Genomic DNA, 17,980 nt, shown 5'->3' with positions numbered 1-17,980 from the left:
CCAGGTCCGCGTACGAAAATCAGCTCGCGGAACCGTAGCGGGCGGTCAGGCTTGGGGGTCCTCCGACACGCTCAGGTGTTCGGCCACGCCGGTGAGCTCGATCACGCGGCTCACGGCGGGACTCGGGACGACCTCGAGTTCGACTTCCTGCTCGCCGGCCTGGCGTTGTGCGCGGAGCACCACGTTCAGCGCGGAGGAATCGAAGAAGGTCACCCCGGTCAGATCGGCCACGACCCGCTGCGCGCGCTTGTCCGCGATCAGCCCCGCCAGGGCCTCCTGCAACTGCGGGCTGGTGAGCAGATCGAGCTCGCCGGTGACCACCACCCGGGGCTCCGTCGCGTCGGTGTCCAGCGTGATGCCGAACCCGGGCGGGGTGGCGTTCTGGTCGGCTGCGGGCATGCAGTTTCTCCTCGTCAGGCGCTGCTCCTGCGCCGGGTACGCGCCTGCTGTCTCAAGCGGCAACCGTGTCACCGTGCCTTCCTGAAGCTCGCGCCGGCACGGTCAAAGGCAACTCCGGGGCCAACCCTAACCCAGGATGCGACCGAGCCCGCCACGGCCGCCGCCCTTTCGCTCGCACTGTGCACGTGTGATCGGATCTTGCCTGGTCAGTGGGCGCTGACGGCCTTGCGCGCCGCCCTGCGCTGACGCAGGAACAGCTGCCGCCGCTCGATCTCGCCGAGGCCGCCCCAGATGCCGTACGGCTCCTGCACGGTCATCGCGTGCTGGCGGCACTGGGCCAGGACCGGGCAGGTCTGGCAGATGGCCTTGGCCCGGGACTCGCGCCGCTCGCGCGCCGAACCCCGCTCGTTGTCCGTGTGGAAGAACAGGCTGCTGTCCGCACCTCGGCACGAGCCGTTCAGCTGCCATTCCCACTCTTCAGCAACCACGTTGGGCAGCCGGCTGACGTCAGCCATGTCGTCCCTGCCTTTCCCAGGATGAGCATGTCGACCGCTACATGCCCGCCGGTGGAGCGGATCAAACGCGGGTTTGGTTTGCTCACCCCACGGGCATCTCGCGACCGGGCGTGAAGAGGACACCGCGACCCGTTGGAGCGCGAGTGCGGAGAAAGGAACAAACGTGGAGGACAACGCCCCGCTCGTCCCGGAAGGCGCGCAGGTCATCGAGGTGCGGACGGCTGCCATCCCGCACGTCGTGCCGACGCTGCGCACCATCGTGGCGGACATCGCCATGCGCCAGGACTTCGACCTCGACGCCGTCGAGGACCTCCGGATGGCGGTGGACGAGGCCTGCTCACTGCTTCTCCCCGCCGCTTCGGACGGCCGGCTGACCTGCGTCTTCTCGTGGAGCGGGCCGCGCATCGAGGTCTCGGTCTCGGTGCTTTCGGACACACCCGACCACGAAGACGACAGCGGTCTGTCGTGGCAGCTGCTGACCGCGCTCGCGACGTCGGCCGAGCGCACGGTGACCCCCGAGGACGGGCGCTACCTGTCCCGGGTCGACCTCGTCCGGGAGAGCCAGGCGGCGGACTCGTGACCGACCCCGCCGGGGGCAGCGGGGTCGACGTCGCCGCGCTGTTCACCCAACTCGCCGGGCTGCCGGCGGACTCCCCGGAGCGGGAGCGCATCCGCGACACGCTGGTGCGCACGCACCTGGAGCTCGCGCGCAACCTGGCCCGGAAGTTCCGCAACCGCGACGAGGCGATGGAGGACCTGGTCCAGATCGCCACGGTCGGGCTGATCCACGCCGTCGACCGGTTCGACCCCGAGCAGGGGACGGACTTCCTGGCCTTCGCCGTCCCCACGATCTCCGGGGAGCTGCGCCACCACTTCCGCGACAACAGCTGGTCGGTGCGGGTGCCGCGGCGGCTCAAGGAGCTGAACGCGAACATCTCCGCCGCGCGCGAAGAGCTCACGGTGCAGCTTTCGCGCGCGCCGAAGCCCAGTGAGATCGCCGCGCGGCTCGGCGTGCCGATCGAGGACGTCTACGAGGGCCTTCGCGCCGGTCAAGGCCGGTACGGCGCTTCGCTGGACCACCTGCTGGAGAACGCCGCGCACACGCGGTTCGGGGCGCCGGACGCCGAGCTCGGCCAGGCCGAGCTGCGCGAGGCACTGCGACCGATGCTGGACAGCCTGCCCGAACGGGAGCGCAAGATCGTCGCGCTGCGGTTCGGGTCCGGGATGAGCCAATCGGACATCGCGCGCCGCGTCGGGGTCTCCCAGATGCAGGTGTCGCGGTTGCTCGCGGCGACGTTGAAGAAGCTGCGTTCGGGCCTGGACGAATCCGAGCTCGCCGACGGCACCTGATTAGCGGCTCAGCCGCTTGGGTACCAAGCGGACGGTACCGGAACTCACTGGGAGGGGGACCGATGACGATGTCGAAGATGCCGCCGCGCACGGCTGTTCAAGCCGCGCCGCTGACGGTTTCCCTCCCGGACGACGTGACGGCCCCGGCGCGGGCGCGCCACGAGGTCCGCTCGACGCTGCTCGCGGCCGGGCTGTGCGAGGCGCAGCTGGACGACGTCCTGCTGGCCACGTCCGAGCTGGTCACCAACGCCTTCGAGCACGGTGAACGCCCGCGGCGGCTCGAGCTGGCCTACGCCGACGGGCGGCTGACGCTGCGGGTGCACGACGCCGGGCCGCTGCTGCCGGAGCTGCGGGCGCCGTCGCCCGCCGAGGCGCGCAGCCGCGGGCTCGTGCTGGTCCAGGCGTTGTCGGAGGACTGGGGCTTCGAACGCTGCCCCGGCGGCAAGTTCGTCTGGGCCGTCTTCCGAATCACCGGCGGCTGATCAGGGCTCCAGGAGCTCCCGGGCGGCGGCGGTCTCCGCGATCCGCTGCCGGAACGGCTTGCGCTCCAGCGCCTCGACGATCGCGGCGAGCACCCCGCGCAACGGGTAGGGCAGCTCGGCTTCCAGGGCCTCCGACGCCTCGGTCGTCGCCGTCCACTCCGCTTCGATCAGCGGCAGCAGGCCGCGCGTCTTCTCGGTGAGCGACACGATCCGCTGCCGGGCGTCCGCGCCCGGTTCCAGGCCGACCAGGCCGGCGCGGTTCATCTGCGCGACGGTCTGGCTGGCCGCCGAGTGCGTCACGCCCATCTCGGCGGCGAGGTCGCGGATGGCCAGCGGGCCGCGCGCGAGCAGCGCCCGCACCACTCCCGAGTACCGCGGGCGGTAGTCGCCGAGGCCGATGTCGGTGAGGAACTTCGCGACGTCGCCCTCGAGGACCTCGAGGACGTGCCGCATCCGGGTCCCGAGCCCGTCCGGACCCGATGTCATGGCCATGACCGCCGATCTTAGGTGTGCTTGGATCGCGGCATGGAGAACCGGAAGATCGCCCGGCTGGGCCGTGAGGTGTCCGTCGTCGGGCTCGGCTGCTGGCAGCTCGGCGCGGACTGGGGCGAAGTCGACGAAAAGGACGCACTGGCGGTGCTGCACGCGGCGGCCGACGCCGGCGTCACGTTCTTCGACACCGCGGACGTCTACGGCGACGGGCGCAGCGAGCGGCTGGTCGGCCAGTTCGCCAATTCGCGTGACGGCGTCTTCGTCGCGACGAAGATGGGCCGCCGGGTCGAGCAGGTGCCGGAGAACTACGTCGCCGAGAACTTCCGCGAGTGGAACGACCGGTCGCGCCGCAACCTCGGCGTCGACACGCTCGACCTGGTCCAGCTGCACTGCCCGCCGACCGCGGTGTACTCGTCGGACGCGGTGTACGACGCCCTGGACGAGATGGTTTCCGAGGGCCGGATCAAGGCGTACGGCGTGAGCGTCGAGACGTGCGAAGAGGCGTTGACGGCGCTGGCGCGGCCGAACGTCGCTTCGGTGCAGATCATCCTGAACTGCCTGCGGTTGAAGCCGCTGGAGCGCGTGCTGCCGGCGGCGGCCGAGGCGGGTGCGGGGATCATCGCGCGGGTGCCGCTGGCGTCCGGGCTGCTGTCCGGGCGCTACACGGCTTCGACGACGTTCGGCAAGGACGACCACCGCAACTTCAACCGCCACGGCGAGGCGTTCGACGTCGGCGAGACGTTCTCGGGCGTGCCCTACGAGGTCGGGCTGGAGGCGGTCGAGCGGCTGCGCGGGCTGGTGCCCGAGGGGCAGACGCTGGCGCAGTTCGCGCTGCGCTGGATCATCGACCAGCCCGGCGTCAGCACGGTGATCCCGGGCGCGCGCAACGCTTCACAGGCCACGGCGAACACCGCGGCGGCCGCACTTCCGGCGTTGTCTTCGGAGGCGCTCGCGGGCGTGCGCGAGACGTACGACGAGCTGGTGCGTCCGCTCGTGCACGATCGCTGGTAGTCCCGGCATGATGGGCCGATGATGACGCCCGAAGAGCTCCTGACGACCACCAGGACCGTCCGCAAGCGGCTCGACTTCGACCGGCCCGTGCCGCTCGACCTGGTGAAACACTGCGTGCAGGTGGCCCTGCAGGCGCCGAGCGGCTCGAACACCCAGCGCTGGCAGTGGCTGGTGGTCACGGACGCCGGCCAGCGGGCGGCGCTCGGGGACATCTACGGCCGGGCGTGCCGCGAGTACCTGTCTTCGGACCGCGCGGCCGGGAAGCTGTTCGCGGACGACCCTTCGCGGGCCGCGGTCCAGCAGCGGGTCGGCAGCAGCGTCGAGTACCTGGCCGACCGGATGGGTGACGTGCCGGTGCTGGTGGTGCCGTGCCTGGAGACGCCGTCGTCGGAGCTGCCCGCGGGCAACCAGGCGGGGCTGTGGGCCTCGCTGCTGCCGGCGGTGTGGAGCTACATGCTGGCGGCGCGGTCGGTGACGCTGGGGACGGCGTGGACGACGCTGCACCTGGCGTACGAGCAGGAAGCGGCGGAGGTTTTGGGGCTGCCGAAGAACGTCCACCAGGCGGCACTGATCCCGACGGCGTTCTACACGGGCGAGACGTTCAAGCCGGCCGCGCGGCAGCCGCTGGAAGAGGTCCTGCACCTCGACCGCTGGTGACACCCGTGAAGGCCTCCTTGCCGGGGCGTTTGGGGACGTCGGCAAGGAGGCCGGCACGGCCTTGCGGCCGTCTGGGGGCTCAGCCCGTGTACGCCTTGAAGATGTTCGTGAACTCGTACAGCGACTGCGAAATCCCCGAGCACGTCGCCACCGCTCCGCCGCCCGGGCAGCCTCCGTTGTCGCGGCCCGCGGACCAGAAGCCGATGCTCGCCACGTGGTTCGCCTGCGCGTACGCCAGTAGCTGACGCGCCGCCGCCTGGTCCGTCACCGAGCCCGTGTCGTTGCGGCCGATCATCGGGGTCAAGCCCAGCGACGCCTTGATCTGCGCGTCGGACTTCGACGGCCAGATCGTCTTCATCTGACCCAGCGTCGCGTTGGCCGCCGACACCAGCGCGTCGCCCCACGAGCCGCTGTAGCCGAAGTCCATCAGCATCGGGTTGACCACCACGTTCAGCCCGCGCGAAGCCGCGTCCTGCAGGATCGACACCGAGAACGGGTCCATCCCGTAGTCCTGGCCCTGGATCCGCATCGTGTAGCTGACGTGCGTGCCGCGCTGCTGCTGCAACCGCAGGAGCGCCTGGTTGACCATCGCCGTCGGGATCGACGCCTCGACGTCGACGTCCAGGCTGTTGCTGCCCACCGCGTCCAGCGTCTTCACGTACGCGTTGTACAGCGCGTCCACCGAGCCGCAGACGTTCTCCAGGTACGGGCCCAGCGCCCCACCGGAAGCCACCGTCACACCGCCGCCGAGCGAGCGCAACGCGGTGACGTCGTTGATGATCCGGGAGTCCAGCAGCGGGACCGTGCCGCCCCACTGCGGGTCGCAGCCGAGGCTGCTGCCCAGTGCGAAGGCGAGCGTGAAGTTCTTCTGGCCCGTCGCGTTCGCCACCGACACCAGCGACGGCGTCGCCATCGTGATGTCGATGTACGGCGACACCCGCGCGCTCCCGCCGGTGGGAGGCGTGGTGGTCGTAGTGGTGGTCGTGGGCGGCGTCGTCGGAGTGGTCGTGGGTGTGGTGCCGCCCGCGCACGGCTGGCCGTTCAGCTTGCAGTTCGCGGGCAAGCCGCTGCCGCTGACCAGGAACCCGAAGCTCGTCGACGCGCCGGCGGCGACCGAGCCGTTGTACTCGCGGTTGGCGAACGAGTGGTGGGGCCCGCTCGGTGTGTCGAGCGCGTCCCAATAGGACCCGAGCGACGTGCCGGCCGGCAGGTCGAACTCCAGCTTCCAGCTCGTCAGCGCGGACGTGCCCGCGCTGATCGTGTACTTCGCCTGGTAGCCGGAGCCCCAGTCGGAGTCCTTGGCGAACGCCGCCGAGGGTGCGGTGGCGGCGTCCGCCGGGGCGACGACGAAGACCGTCGCCACCGAGAGGATCGTCGCGGCGAGCGCGAGCTTGGCTTTCATGACGTCTCCCTCAGCGCACGGTCAGGGTGAGCCGCTGGATGCCCCAGGCGTCGGCCTGCGAGCCGGGCAGCCAGACGTCGACGATGTCGTCCTTGATCCAGCTGCCGATGTCGGCCGCGTAGCACTCGCCGTAGCCCGGGACGGAGAACCGGGTGCCCCACGGGATGTTCCGGGCGTCGACCGCGCAGAAGCCCGGCCCGGCGCTGTAGCCCAGCGCCGTCTGGGCGACGTCGTTGTAGGACGTGACGCGGTAGTTCAGCGTGGTGCCGGCCGGGATCCGGTAGGTGGCGAGGTGGTTGGCGCCGTCGAGGCGGTACGCCGTCGAGATCTGGCCGAGCGAGCCGGGCGAGTTGTCCTCCGCCGTCATCGCGTAGAGCTGGTAGTTCGCGTTCTGGCACGGGCTCGCGTCGGTGACGGTGAGCGTCGGCTGGCCCCAGTCGCTGATCCACTGCAGGGCCTGGCCGTTGCGGAACGCGCGGTAGGCCTTCGCGCCGGAGACGCGGGCGAAGGTGAAGGTGACCTTGCCGTCGCTGCCGAGGCCGCCGCTGACCGAGCCGGGCGCGGGCAGGCGGTTGGTGACGTCGACGGCGCCGACGAGCGTGCCGGGGCCGTGGCCGCCGGTGACCGGGCGGTCCGGAATGGTGCCTGGGTAGAAGTGCTGACAGGCGGGAAGGGTGGCCGCGGACGCGGCGGGAGCGACGAGCACGCTGCCGGCGGCGAAGGCCGCCAGCGCGAGGACCCTGGCGAAGCGCATGACGAGGAGACCTCCATGGTGGGGACCGGGGTGGAGGTGACGCAGGTGGGGAGGTGCGGGTTCGCCGCGGAACTGACGTTAAGTGGCCTGGACCACCCAGTCAATAGGTCTAGACCTTTAAGTTTTCCGGTACCCCGATCGGCTCAGCCGAGGTAGCTCACCAGGCGGTCGGCGATCTGCGTGGGGTGACTCAGCGGGGCGCAGTGCGGGCCGTCGACCTCGTCCGGCGTCAGACCCAAGCGCTCCCGGGCCACCCGGCGCTGGAAGTCCGGCGTGAAGAACCGGTCGTCGCGGCACAGGAGCACCCGCGTCGGGACGTCCGGGTGGGCCGGCAGCGGCCACGAGTCCTCGCCCTCGCGGCTCACCTGCTCGCGCCCGTGCGCCATGCCTTCCGCGGCGAGCGCCGGGTCGACGCCGTTGAAGAACGTCTCGATCTCCGTGAGCCCCGAGGGCGCGGAAAAATCCGTGTTGGACCACCACTGGCCCGGCGGCTCCCCCGGCGCCGGGATCATCCCGGCCAGGTAGACCAGCAGCCGCGCCCGCACCTTCGACGCGACCAGCGGCGCCGTGAACCCGCCGTACGAGTGTCCGACGACGGCGACGTCCGAAGCGTCGCCCAAGGCCGCCAAGACCGTGTCCACGAACGACGACAGCCCCGCCGACGGGTCCGTGATCGGCAGGTCCGGCGCGACGAAGCCGTGGCCGCGCGCCTCCAGTTCCGGGCCGAGCAGGTGGAAGTCCCACCCGCTGCCGCCGCCCCCGTGGATCAGCGCGAAGGTCGTCATGCCGGTCAGCTCAGCAGCGCCGCAGCATGTCCGTCAAGGCGGTTTTCTCGCCTTCGGTGATCGTCAGGCCGTAGTAGTGCTTCACCACGATCCAGTCGGTCGCGTAGGTGCACCAGAACGCCACGAGCGGCGGCTTCCACTGGTCCGGCGCCTTGTCGCTCTTCTGCTGGTTGAGGTTGTCGGTGACGGCGAACAGCTGCGGCCGCGTGAGGTCGTTCGCGAACTGCTCGCGCTTCTCCGTCGTCCACGTCTTCGCGCCGCTGGCCCACGCCTGCCCGAGCGGGACCATGTGGTCGATGTCGAGGTCGGTCGCCTTGGTCCACGTCTCGTCGTCGTAGACGCTCGTCCACGTCCCGGACGTCGCCTTGCAGTCCTTGTCGGTCTTGACGTCCTTGCCCGCGCGCTTCAGGACGACTTCGCGGGTGTCACAGCCTGACCCCTGGCTGTCCCAGTGCGGGAACTTCTCACGCGAGTAGCCGTCCATGGACGTCCGCGCGGCGATGGTCAGCTCGCCGAGCTGCTTCTGCGCGTCGGCCGCGCCGACCGGAACCGGTGCCGAGGAGGACGACGAAGGCGGCGGGGTCGCGCCGGAGCTTCTCGTCGCCCAGTACCCGAAGAAGGCGACCGCCAGGATCGCGACTACCAGCAGAGATCGTTGGGTCACGCTGAGCCGAAAGCCGCGGGCCGCCACCATTTTCTCCTCTCGAATTCACCTGAGCGCGGCGTAGTCTCACCCCTGCCGGCCTGGGAAAACCGCGCCGACACGACGACCTGGCGCGAATGTGACCTCGCCCACCCACGGCAGGGGTGTCACACCGAGCCGATCATCTGCGACTACCGGAGCAGGACCCATCCGGAGGGAGCAGCCGATGCCCGGCCGGCTCAAGAAGTTCGACGAGTTCTTCCAGCGCAAAGCCGCGGAAGGCGGCAACGTGGTCGCCATGGCCAGGATGGGCTCCGCCATGCGCGAGCAGGGGAACCTGGCCGAGGCCGAGTCGTGGTTCCGCAAGGCCGCGATGGGCGGCGACCGCGTCTCGATGACGTCGCTCGCGCACCTGCTCGCCGACCGCGGCGCGCAGGAGGAGGCCGAGCGCTGGTACCACGAGGCCGCCCTGGCCGGCGAGCCGCACGGGATGCTGAACCTCGCCCGCTCCTACGAGCGGCGCGGCAAGCGCGAAGACGCCCAGCACTGGTACGGCGAGGCAGCCCGTACCGGCGACCTGACCTCGATCGCCGCGCTCGGGCACCTGCTGCGTGAGCAGGGGCGGACCGACGAGGCCGAGACGTGGCTGCGGCAGGCCGCCGACGCCGGGGTCACGAGCGCGATGATCGACCTGGGCGTCGTGCTGCGCGACCGCGGGCAGGCCGCCGAAGCTTCCCGCTGGTGGCGCTCGGCCGTGCTGGCCGGCGACCTCGCCGCCACCTGCCAGCTGGGCCGGCAGGCCGAACGGCTCGGCCGCCCCGGCGACGCCGAGTCGTGGTACCGCCAGGGCGCCGCCGGCGGGCACGTCGAGGCGATCGTCCGGCTCGGGCTGCTGCTGCACCGCCGCGGTGACCTCGAAGAAGCCGAGAACTGGTACCTCGACGCGGCCGAGCGCGGCGACCCGGCCGCGATGACCAACCTCGGCGTGCTGGCCCGCAACCGCGGCGACGAGGGCGAGGCCGCGGCCTGGTACCGCAAGGCCGCCGAGCACGGCAGCGTCCCCGCGCTTACCAACCTCGGGCACCTCGCCGAGCACCGGGACGACCTCGCCGAGGCCGAGCGGTGGTTCCGCCGGGCCGCCGACACCGGCGACGTCCAGGGCATGCTCAGCCTGGCCCGGATGCTGCGGTCGCGCGGAGCCGCCCATGAGGCGGAGCAGTGGCTCGCCCGTGCGGAGCACCTCCAGGACGACCGAGAGCACCACTTCTGACCGATCGATCTATTGTGTGATCCAACTCACAGTTCTAACCTGGGGTGCGCTCCCACCGCCGAGCAGCTGCCCCGAGGAAGTGCCGCGATGTCGTGGTCACCGAATCAGCCGGACTCCGTCGACGCGCTCTTCGAGCGCCGCAAGGCCCCTGTGCTCGCCCTGGCCGACGACGCCAGGACGGTGGCCGAGGCGTGCCACGGCATGGCGCGGCGCTTCCACCGCGGCGGCAAGCTCGTCGTCTTCGGCAACGGCGGTCCCAGCACCGACGCCCAGCACGTGGCGGTCGAGTTCGTCCACCCGGTGATCGTCGGCAAGCGCGCGCTGCCGGCGCTCTCGCTGACCGCCGACGTCGCGACGGTCACCGGCGTCGCCAACCGCGCCGGCCTCGAGGACGTCTTCGCCCACCAGCTGCGGATCATCGGCGACCCGGCCGACATCGCGCTGGGCATCTCCACCGACGGCGACTGCGCGAACGTCCGCCGCGCCCTCGAAACGGCCCGGGACCTCGGGATGCTCACCGTCGCGCTGACCGGCGGCGACGGCGGCGCGATCGCCCGGACACCCGGCCTCGACCACGTCCTCATCGCCCGCTCGACCGACCCGCGGGTCGTCAAGGAGGTCCACGTGACCACCTACCACGTGCTGTGGGAGCTGGTGCACGTCTTCTTCGAGCAACCCGGCGTGCTGACCCCGGAGGTGGCGTCGTGAACGCCGATGGCGCCGACAGAGCGGCCGGCCCCGCCTGTCACGACGGGGTGTGCATCACCTGCTCCGACACCGCGGTCGAGGTGACCGTGGTCGAGCTCCTCGCAGACGAGCTCGCTGTCGTGGACACCGGATCCACCCGGGAAGAGGTCAGTGTGGCGCTGGTCGAGGCCGGCGTCGGCGACCGCATCCTGGTGCACGCCGGGGAAGCCATCGCACGCTTGGAGAACTCCTAGCCGCGGGAGATCCGGAATGACGCGGGAACACCCCGTCGCCGACGGTCTCGAAGCGCTGTACCCGTTCCTGTACTCGGGTGAAAGCGACGTCGACGCCGTCCTCCGCCAGGTCGAACAGTCCACAGTGGACAAGGTGCGCGAGATCGTCGCCCTGCGCGGCGACGTCCTCGCAGCCGACCGCGACCGCTTGTTCGCGTGCGCGCAGGACATGGCGCGCGCGTTCCGCGGTGGCGGCCGGCTGCTCGCCTTCGGCAACGGCGGCAGCTCGACCGACGCCCAGGACCTCGCCAGCCTGTTCCTCAGCCCGGCGGGCGACGCGAAACCGTTGCCCGCCTTCGGGTTGACGAACGACATCGCGGTGGTCACCGCCCTGTCCAACGACATCGGGTTCGACGTCGTGTTCGCCCGCCAGATCGGCGCGTTCGGACGTCCCGGCGACATCGCCGTGGGCCTGTCCACCAGCGGGAACTCCGCGAACCTGCTGCGCGCCTTCGACGAAGCCGCCCGGCGCGGCGTGGTGACCGTCGGCATCGCCGGCTACGACGGCGGGAAGATGGCCGAGCTCGACAGCATCGACCACCTCTTCGTCGTCCCCTCCCCGTCCGTGCACCGCATCCAGGAAGCCCAGACGACCCTCTACCACGCGCTGTGGGAGCTGACCCTCGGCGCGCTCGACGACCTCGCCAAGGGTGATCAGCCGTGACGCACGCTGAAGAGACCGAAGAGCAGCCCATCCACATCCTCTGGATCAACGCCGGCCTGTCCTGCGACGGCGACTCCGTCGCACTGACCGCCGCCACCCAGCCGAGCATCGAGGAGATCGTCCTCGGGGCTCTGCCCGGCCTGCCCAAGATCGCGGTCCACTGGCCGCTGATCGACTTCGAATGCGGCCCCGACAAGGGGGCCGACACGTTCATCGAGTGGTTCTACAAAGCCGACCGCGGTGAGCTGGAGCCGTTCGTGCTGGTCGTCGAGGGCTCGATCCCGAACGAGGCGATCAAGGACGAGGGCTACTGGTGCGGGTTCGGCAACAACCCCGAGACCGGCCAGCCGATGACGACCAGCGAATGGCTCGACCGCCTGACGCCCAAGGCACTCGCGGTCCTGGCCGTCGGCACCTGCGCCACCTACGGCGGCATCCACGCGATGGAGGGCAACCCGACCGGCGCCATGGGCGTGCCCGACTACCTCGGCTGGGACTGGAAGTCCGGCGCCGGCATCCCGATCGTCTGCGTGCCCGGCTGCCCGACCCACCCGGACAACCTGTCCGAGACCATCACCTACCTGCTCTACCAGGCCGCCGGGCAGGCGCCGATGATCCCGCTCGACGACCACCTGCGGCCGCAGTGGCTCTTCGGCGCGACCGTGCACGAGGGCTGCGACCGCGGCGGCTACTACGAGCAGGGCGAGTTCGCGAGCGAGTACGGCTCCCCGAAGTGCCTGGTCAAGCTGGGCTGCTGGGGCCCGGTCGTGAAGTGCAACGTGCCCAAGCGGGGCTGGATCAACGGCGTCGGCGGCTGCCCGAACGTCGGCGGGATCTGCATCGGCTGCACCATGCCGGGCTTCCCGGACAAGTTCATGCCGTTCATGGACGAACCGCCCGGCGCGCAGGTCTCGTCGCTGGCCAGCGGCGCGTACGGGTCGGTGATCCGCCGGCTGCGGAAGATCACCGAGCGCAAGGCCGACACCGAACCGAAGTGGCGGCACAAGGGCAGCAAGCTCGACACCGGCTACCAGTCAGGGGCGCGGTCATGACCGAGATGAAGGAAAAGACCGACCTCGTCGAGATGGCGTGGGACCCGATCACCCGGATCGTCGGCAGCCTCGGCATCTACACGAAGATCGACTGGGCGCAGAAGAAGGTCGTCGAGTGCCACAGCACGTCGTCGGTCTTCCGCGGCTACAGCATCTTCATGAAGGGCAAGGACCCGCGCGACGCGCACTTCATCACCAGCCGGATCTGCGGCATCTGCGGCGACAACCACGCGACCTGCTCGGTCTACAACCAGAACATGGCCTACGGCGTCCGCCCGCCGCACCTCGGCGAGTGGATCATCAACCTCGGCGAGGCCGCCGAGTACATGTTCGACCACAACATCTTCCAGGAGAACCTGGTCGGGGTCGACTACTGCGAGAAGATGGTCGCCGAGACCAACCCCGGCGTCCTGGAGCAGGCCAACCGGACCGAAGCACCGCACGCGCGCGACCACGGCTACCGCACCATCGGCGACATCATGCGCTCGCTGAACCCGCTCGAAGGCGAGTTCTACCGCGAGGCCCTGCAGGTCTCCCGCAGCACGCGCGAGATGTTCTGCCTGATGGAAGGCCGGCACGTCCACCCGTCCACGTTGTACCCCGGCGGCGTCGGCACGGTCGCGACCGTGCAGCTGTTCACCGACTACCTGACCCGGCTGATGCGCTACGTCGAGTTCATGAAGCGCTGCCTGCCGATGCACGACGACCTCTTCGACTTCTTCTACGAAGCCATCCCCGGCTACGAAGAGGTCGGGCGCCGCCGGATCCTGCTCGGCTGCTGGGGCAGCCTCAACGACCCCGAGCACTGCGACTTCACCTACGAGAACATGGAGGCCTGGGGCCGCAAGATGTTCGTGACGCCGGGTGTCGTCGTCGACGGCGAGCTCGTCACGACCAGCCTGCTCGACATCAACCTCGGCATCCGGATCCTGCTCGGCAGCTCGTTCTACGAAGACTGGGCCGACCAGCCCATGTTCGTCACCCACGACCCGCTGGGCAACCCGGTCGACCAGCGCCACCCGTGGAACCAGCACACCATCCCGCGCCCGGCGAAGCGCGACTTCGACAGCAAGTACTCGTGGACGATGTCGCCGCGCTGGTTCGACGGCAAGGACCACCTCGCGCTCGACACCGGCGGCGGCCCGATCGCGCGCCTGTGGGTGACGGCGCTGGCCGGGCTCGTCGACACGCCGTACCTGAAGTCGACCGGCCACAGCGTCAAGATCACGCTGCCGCGCACGGCGACCAAGCCCGAGGTCGAGTTCGAGTGGAAGATCCCGCGCTGGAGCAACGCGCTCGAGCGCAACCGCGCGCGGACGTACTTCCAGGCGTACTCGGCCGCGTTGGCGCTGCACTTCGCCGACCAGGCCCTCGGTGAGGTCCGCCAGGGCAACACCAAGACGTGGGAGCCGTTCAAGGTCCCGGACGAGGGCGTGAGCTGCGGCTTCACCGAAGCGGTGCGCGGTGTGCTCTCGCACCACATGGTGATCAAGGGCGGCAAGATCGCGAACTACCACCCGTACCCGCCGACGCCGTGGAACGGCAGCGTCCGCGACAGCTTCGGCACGCCGGGGCCGTACGAGGACGCCGTGCAGAACACGCCGATCTTCGAGGAGAACAGCCAGGAGAACTTCAAGGGCATCGACATCATGCGCGCGGTCCGCAGCTTCGACCCGTGCCTGCCCTGCGGCGTCCACATGTACACCGGCAAGGGCAAGGTCCTGGAACGGCTGCACACCCCGCACGCGTTCGGCGGGGAGCTCGGCTGATGACGGAAGTCGACCGCGTCGGCGAGCGCATCGAGCGGCTGCTGGGCGAGTTCTCCGGCGCGGACGCCGAACTCGCCGAGGAGCTCGTCCACACGCTGCTCGAGTTCTACGGCGCCGGCCTGGCCCGGATCGTCGAAGCCATCGACCGGCCACTGCTGGACCGGCTCGTCGAGGACGACCACGTCCGCGGCCTGCTCGTGCTGCACGACCTGCACCCGCGGTCGACGCACGAGCGGGTCGCCGAGGCGCTCGACAAGGTCCGGCCGTACCTGGGTTCGCACGCCGGCGACGTCGAGTTCGTCGGGATCGACGACGGGGTCGTGCGGCTGCGGCTCCAGGGCAGCTGCGACGGCTGCCCGTCCTCGACCGTCACCGCGAAGTACGCCATCGAGCGGGTGGTCCGGGAGGTGGCGCCGGAGATCTCGGACGTCGTCGTCGAGGGCGTGGCCGAAGACGCCGGCCCGGGCGGCCGGCCGCTGCTCCCTCTGGTCCCGTGTCCCGTGGAGGTCCCGTGACGGGCGGTCTGCGCCGGTTCCGCACTCCCGCACCGCGCGCCGCACCCGGCGAGCGGTGCGAGATGTGCGCGGAGCCGATCGGTGCCGAGCACGGGCACGTCATCGACCTCGAATCCCGGACGATCCTGTGCACCTGCCGGGGCTGCTACCTGCTCTTCACCCACGCCGGCGCGGGCGGGAAGCGGCACCGCGCGGTGCCGGACCGCTTCCGGCACATGCCGCGCTTCGGCCCGGGCCCGGAACTGTGGGAGTCCGCCGGGATCCCGGTCAAAACGGCGTTCCTGTTCCGGAACTCGGTGCAGGACCGCGCGGTCGCGTTCTACCCGAGCCCGGCGGGCGCGACGGAGTCCCTGCTCCCGCTGGGCACGGGCGACGACCTGCTCTCCGCCGCCGGCGCCGCCGACGACGTCGAAGCGCTGCTGCTGAACAAGCTCGACCTCGGTTTCGAGTGCTTCCTGGTGCCGATCGACGTCTGCTACGAGCTGGTCGGGCTCGTCCGGTCGACCTGGCGCGGCTTCGACGGCGGCACCGAGGCGCACGAGGCCATCGACGGGTTCTTCGCGCGCCTGCGGGAGCGCAGCGAGGTCGTGGCCGATGGCTGAGCTGACCTTCGACTGCATCGACGTCCGGCCGCTGAAGTACGCCGCGTCCCCGACGCTGGCGTTCAAGCTGCGGATCTCCGAGCTGTCCGGGCAGCCCGTGCACGCGATGGTGCTGCGCGTCCAGATCCGCATCGAGCCGCAGCGGCGCCGGTACAGCGACGCCGAGTCGGAGCTGCTCACCCACCTCTTCGGCGAGCGGGCCCGGTGGGGCGAGACGCTCAAGCCGTTCCAGTTCACGACGGTGGCGGTGACCGTGCCGGGGTTCGCCGGCGCCACCGAGGTCGACGCCGAGGTGCCGTGCACCTACGACCTCGAAGTTGCGGCGGGCAAGTACTTCCACGCCCTCGCCGAGGGGGTCGTGCCGATGGTGCTGCTGTTCAGCGGGACCGTGTTCGGCAAGGGCGGGCCGGGGTTCTGGGTCGAGCAGGTGCCGTGGCACACCCAGGCCGAGTGCCGGATGCCGGTGGCGGTCTGGGACGAGCTGATGGCCCGCTACTTCCCGGACGTCGCGTGGATCAAGCTGCCGCGCGAGTCGGTCGACGCGCTGCTCAAGTACAAGGCGCAGCACGCGATCCCCACCTGGGAAGCGGCGGTCGAGCGGCTGCTGGCGGGTGGGCCGTGAACGTACTCGACCAGGCCCGCGCGGTCGGTGACGCCGTGCTCTACGAGGGCTACCTGCTCTACCCGTACCGGGCGTCGGCGCGGAAGAACCGCGTGCGCTGGCAGTGGGGCGTGCTGGTGCCGCCGTCGTACGCCTCCGCCGAGATCGGCGAGCACGCCTCCGCGCGCGTCGAGTGCGTCCTCGAACCCCTCGAACGCACGATCCTGCGCGTCAAGCTGCGGTTCCTGGGTGCGCGGACGCGGCCCGGCACCGAGTGGGACGAAGGCGTCGAGCACGAGGTCGACTTCGAGCTGCCGCTGTCGGAACTCCCGGCCGAGGAGCCGTTCCGCGTGCACGAACTGGCCGGCGTCCTCACCGCCCGCGTCGACCCGCTCGACGGCCCGTTCGGCGGCGCCCGGCTGCGCGTCGAGGTGCACAACACGACGTCGTGGCCCTCCGACGGCGTCCGCGAGCACGCCCTGCGGCACGCGCTGCTCGCCGCCCACCTGGTGCTCAGCGTCGACACCGGGCACTTCCTGTCCATGCTCGACCCGCCGGAGTGGGCGAAGCCGGCCGTCGAGACGTGCAAGCAGGAACGGCTCTGGCCGGTGCTGATCGGCGACACCTCGCGCAGCACGGTGGTGCTCGCGTCGCCGATCATCCTCTACGACGACCCGGCGATCGCGCCGGAAAGCCCGGGCGACCTCTTCGACGGCACCGAGATCGACGAAATCCTGACCCTGCGCACGATGACGCTGACCGACGAGGAGAAGCGCGAGGCCCGGGCCACCGACCCGCGCGCGGCGGCCATCGTCGACCGCGTCGACGCGATGCCGCCCGAGCTGCTGGAACGGCTGCACGGCGCGGTCCGGTCCGTCCGGCCGGTCGAGCCCTCGGTGGTCGTCGCCGGGGTCCGCGTCGCCGAAGGGTCGCGGGTCCGGCTGCGGCCGAACCTGCGCGGGACCGACGCCCAGGACATGTTCCTCGTCGGCAAGACGGCCACCGTGCGGGTCGTGCTGTCCGATGTGGACGGTGTCACGTACCTGGCGGTGACGCTCGACGAAGACCCGGCCGCGGACCTGCAGCACGAGCACGGCCGGTACCGGTACTTCTCCCCCGACGAGATCGAACCCCTGGAGGTGGCGGAATGAGGCCACGAGTCCTGGTCGCCGGCATCGGGAACATCTTCCTGAGCGACGACGGCTTCGGCGTGGAGGTCATCAAGGAGCTGGAGCAGGCCGACCTGCCGCCCTGGGTGCAGATCGCCGACTACGGCATCGCCGGGATGCACCTCGCCTACGACCTGCTGGGCGGCTACGACACGACGATCCTGCTCGACGCCACCCCGCACGGCCGGCCGGCCGGGACCCTCTCGCTGATCGAGGCCGACACCGAGGACCTCGCGACGGAGTCCTCGATCGACGCGCACGGCATGCGGCCGGACGCGGTGTTCCGGCTGCTCGGGTTGCTCGGCGGCGACGCCGGGCGCGTCCTGCTCGTCGGCTGCGAACCGGCCTGCCTCGACGAAGGGATCGGGTTGTCCCCCGAGGTCGAAGCCGCCATCCCGGCGGCGGTGCGCGCCGTCACCGAACTCGCCTGGGGCACCAGCCCGCAGCTGCCGCTCAAGGAAAAGACGGAGGTCTGAGATGAAGCGCCTGCTGTTCCTGGCCGTGCTGTTCGGCGGGGTGACCTGGCTGGTGAAGCAGGTCGAACCCGACATCCGGCGGTACCTCGAGATGAGCCGGATGTGACGGCCGTGTGCCTCGGCATCCCGGGTGAGGTCATCGAAATCAGCGAGGAGCGCCCGGACCTCGCGAAAGTCTCGGTCAGCGGCGTCAAGCGGACCATCAACATCGGCCTGCTCGAAGACGACCCGCCGGCGCCAGGCGAGTGGGTTCTCATCCACGTCGGCTTCGCACTGTCCAAAATAGACGAGCAGGAGGCCGCGGCCGCCCTGGACTTCCTCGAGAGCATCGGCAAGGCGTACGAGGACGAAATGGCCGCGTTACTGGAATCCCGGATCGAATAGGAGTCGTC

The 17,980-nt window shown here is 70.6% G+C and carries 25 protein-coding genes; 18 read left to right on the top strand and 7 right to left on the bottom strand.

The genetic code is table 11. The annotated features are described in order from the left end of the window. Positions 1–45 precede the first annotated feature (45 nt). Both BLV96_RS23415 and BLV96_RS23410 read right to left on the bottom strand, forming a co-directional pair. Complete coding sequence (locus BLV96_RS23415; RefSeq protein ID WP_086673555.1) at positions 46–399, bottom strand: STAS domain-containing protein; 354 nt, start codon at positions 397–399, stop codon at positions 46–48. 206 nt (positions 400–605) lie between these two features. Further along, positions 606–914, bottom strand: a complete 309-nt coding sequence (locus BLV96_RS23410; RefSeq protein WP_086673553.1) for a WhiB family transcriptional regulator — start codon at positions 912–914, stop codon at positions 606–608. A 163-nt stretch (positions 915–1,077) separates the two neighbouring features. Here BLV96_RS23410 and BLV96_RS23405 point away from each other — a divergent pair, with 163 nt between their 5' ends. The 3 genes from BLV96_RS23405 (at position 1,078) to BLV96_RS23395 (ending at position 2,746) form a co-directional block, all read left to right on the top strand. After that, a complete protein-coding gene (locus BLV96_RS23405) occupies positions 1,078–1,494 on the top strand; it encodes an ATP-binding protein (RefSeq protein ID WP_086673552.1) in 417 nt (138 codons plus the stop codon). Beyond that, a complete protein-coding gene (locus BLV96_RS23400; RefSeq protein ID WP_086673550.1) occupies positions 1,491–2,264 on the top strand; it encodes a SigB/SigF/SigG family RNA polymerase sigma factor in 774 nt (257 codons plus the stop codon). The genes BLV96_RS23405 and BLV96_RS23400 overlap by 4 nt, the downstream gene beginning before the upstream one ends. A gap of 62 nt (positions 2,265–2,326) precedes the next feature. Continuing rightward, complete coding sequence (locus tag BLV96_RS23395; RefSeq protein ID WP_086673548.1) at positions 2,327–2,746, top strand: ATP-binding protein; 420 nt, start codon at positions 2,327–2,329, stop codon at positions 2,744–2,746. Here BLV96_RS23395 and BLV96_RS23390 read toward each other — a convergent pair whose 3' ends face one another. Next, positions 2,747–3,238 (bottom strand): MarR family winged helix-turn-helix transcriptional regulator, encoded by a 492-nt coding sequence (locus BLV96_RS23390; RefSeq protein WP_086673546.1) that lies wholly within the window; start codon positions 3,236–3,238, stop codon positions 2,747–2,749. Positions 3,239–3,271: 33 nt separating this feature from the next. Here BLV96_RS23390 and BLV96_RS23385 point away from each other — a divergent pair, with 33 nt between their 5' ends. Both BLV96_RS23385 and BLV96_RS23380 read left to right on the top strand, forming a co-directional pair. Continuing rightward, positions 3,272–4,249 (top strand): aldo/keto reductase, encoded by a 978-nt coding sequence (locus BLV96_RS23385; RefSeq protein WP_086673544.1) that lies wholly within the window; start codon positions 3,272–3,274, stop codon positions 4,247–4,249. Positions 4,250–4,267: 18 nt separating this feature from the next. Next, positions 4,268–4,906: a nitroreductase family protein gene (locus BLV96_RS23380; RefSeq protein WP_086673542.1), complete on the top strand. Its 639-nt coding sequence runs from the start codon at positions 4,268–4,270 to the stop codon at positions 4,904–4,906. Between the two features lie 79 nt (positions 4,907–4,985). Here BLV96_RS23380 and BLV96_RS23375 read toward each other — a convergent pair whose 3' ends face one another. The 4 genes from BLV96_RS23375 to BLV96_RS23360 form a co-directional block, all read right to left on the bottom strand. Beyond that, positions 4,986–6,308 carry a cellulose binding domain-containing protein gene (locus BLV96_RS23375; protein WP_086673540.1) on the bottom strand — a complete coding sequence of 441 codons (1,323 nt, stop codon included), beginning with the start codon at positions 6,306–6,308 and terminating at the stop codon, positions 4,986–4,988. A 10-nt stretch (positions 6,309–6,318) separates the two neighbouring features. Continuing rightward, complete coding sequence (locus BLV96_RS23370; protein WP_086673538.1) at positions 6,319–7,062, bottom strand: 3D domain-containing protein; 744 nt, start codon at positions 7,060–7,062, stop codon at positions 6,319–6,321. 143 nt (positions 7,063–7,205) lie between these two features. After that, positions 7,206–7,847: an alpha/beta fold hydrolase gene (locus BLV96_RS23365; RefSeq protein ID WP_086673536.1), complete on the bottom strand. Its 642-nt coding sequence runs from the start codon at positions 7,845–7,847 to the stop codon at positions 7,206–7,208. A gap of 10 nt (positions 7,848–7,857) precedes the next feature. Next, positions 7,858–8,538, bottom strand: a complete 681-nt coding sequence (locus BLV96_RS23360; RefSeq protein WP_086673637.1) for an HNH endonuclease family protein — start codon at positions 8,536–8,538, stop codon at positions 7,858–7,860. Between the two features lie 178 nt (positions 8,539–8,716). Here BLV96_RS23360 and BLV96_RS51265 point away from each other — a divergent pair, with 178 nt between their 5' ends. The 13 genes from BLV96_RS51265 to BLV96_RS23300 all read left to right on the top strand — a co-directional run bounded on the left by BLV96_RS51265 (position 8,717) and on the right by BLV96_RS23300 (position 17,972). Beyond that, on the top strand, positions 8,717–9,760 hold the full coding sequence (locus tag BLV96_RS51265) for an SEL1-like repeat protein (protein ID WP_086673534.1): 1,044 nt from the start codon (positions 8,717–8,719) through the stop codon (positions 9,758–9,760). An 87-nt stretch (positions 9,761–9,847) separates the two neighbouring features. After that, complete coding sequence (locus tag BLV96_RS23350; protein ID WP_086673533.1) at positions 9,848–10,468, top strand: D-sedoheptulose-7-phosphate isomerase; 621 nt, start codon at positions 9,848–9,850, stop codon at positions 10,466–10,468. 47 nt (positions 10,469–10,515) lie between these two features. Further along, positions 10,516–10,701 carry a HypC/HybG/HupF family hydrogenase formation chaperone gene (locus tag BLV96_RS23345; RefSeq protein WP_086673634.1) on the top strand — a complete coding sequence of 62 codons (186 nt, stop codon included), beginning with the start codon at positions 10,516–10,518 and terminating at the stop codon, positions 10,699–10,701. A gap of 16 nt (positions 10,702–10,717) precedes the next feature. Continuing rightward, on the top strand, positions 10,718–11,404 hold the full coding sequence (locus tag BLV96_RS23340; protein ID WP_086673532.1) for a D-sedoheptulose-7-phosphate isomerase: 687 nt from the start codon (positions 10,718–10,720) through the stop codon (positions 11,402–11,404). Further along, the gene (locus BLV96_RS23335) at positions 11,401–12,456 is read left to right on the top strand and encodes an NADH-quinone oxidoreductase subunit B family protein (RefSeq protein WP_086673530.1); all 1,056 of its coding nucleotides are present in this window, start codon (positions 11,401–11,403) and stop codon (positions 12,454–12,456) included. The genes BLV96_RS23340 and BLV96_RS23335 overlap by 4 nt, the downstream gene beginning before the upstream one ends. Next, a complete protein-coding gene (locus BLV96_RS23330; protein WP_091389477.1) occupies positions 12,453–14,225 on the top strand; it encodes a nickel-dependent hydrogenase large subunit in 1,773 nt (590 codons plus the stop codon). The genes BLV96_RS23335 and BLV96_RS23330 overlap by 4 nt, the downstream gene beginning before the upstream one ends. After that, entirely contained in the window at positions 14,225–14,740 is a 516-nt protein-coding gene (locus tag BLV96_RS23325; protein WP_086684736.1) for a NifU family protein, read from the top strand. The genes BLV96_RS23330 and BLV96_RS23325 overlap by 1 nt, the downstream gene beginning before the upstream one ends. Then, positions 14,737–15,342, top strand: coding sequence for a DUF5947 family protein (locus tag BLV96_RS23320; RefSeq protein WP_167379705.1), 606 nt, complete (start codon positions 14,737–14,739; stop codon positions 15,340–15,342). Before BLV96_RS23325 ends, BLV96_RS23320 begins: the two co-directional genes overlap by 4 nt. Beyond that, entirely contained in the window at positions 15,335–15,964 is a 630-nt protein-coding gene (locus tag BLV96_RS23315; protein ID WP_086684739.1) for a DUF6084 family protein, read from the top strand. The genes BLV96_RS23320 and BLV96_RS23315 overlap by 8 nt, the downstream gene beginning before the upstream one ends. Further along, positions 15,961–17,094 carry a hypothetical protein gene (locus BLV96_RS23310; RefSeq protein WP_086684742.1) on the top strand — a complete coding sequence of 378 codons (1,134 nt, stop codon included), beginning with the start codon at positions 15,961–15,963 and terminating at the stop codon, positions 17,092–17,094. Before BLV96_RS23315 ends, BLV96_RS23310 begins: the two co-directional genes overlap by 4 nt. After that, entirely contained in the window at positions 17,091–17,588 is a 498-nt protein-coding gene (locus BLV96_RS23305; protein ID WP_086684744.1) for a hydrogenase maturation protease, read from the top strand. The genes BLV96_RS23310 and BLV96_RS23305 overlap by 4 nt, the downstream gene beginning before the upstream one ends. A gap of 1 nt (position 17,589) precedes the next feature. Then, on the top strand, positions 17,590–17,694 hold the full coding sequence (locus BLV96_RS51555) for a DUF6893 family small protein (protein WP_425266193.1): 105 nt from the start codon (positions 17,590–17,592) through the stop codon (positions 17,692–17,694). Between the two features lie 5 nt (positions 17,695–17,699). Further along, entirely contained in the window at positions 17,700–17,972 is a 273-nt protein-coding gene (locus tag BLV96_RS23300) for a HypC/HybG/HupF family hydrogenase formation chaperone (protein WP_086684780.1), read from the top strand. The last annotated feature ends 8 nt before the right edge of the window (positions 17,973–17,980 follow it).

Source organism: Amycolatopsis pretoriensis, assembly GCF_900107925.1.
GTDB classification, from domain to species: Bacteria; Actinomycetota; Actinomycetes; order Mycobacteriales; family Pseudonocardiaceae; genus Amycolatopsis; species Amycolatopsis pretoriensis.
The sequence above is the reverse complement of the archived record's forward strand: the minus strand, read 5'-3'. Positions and strand labels throughout refer to the sequence as shown.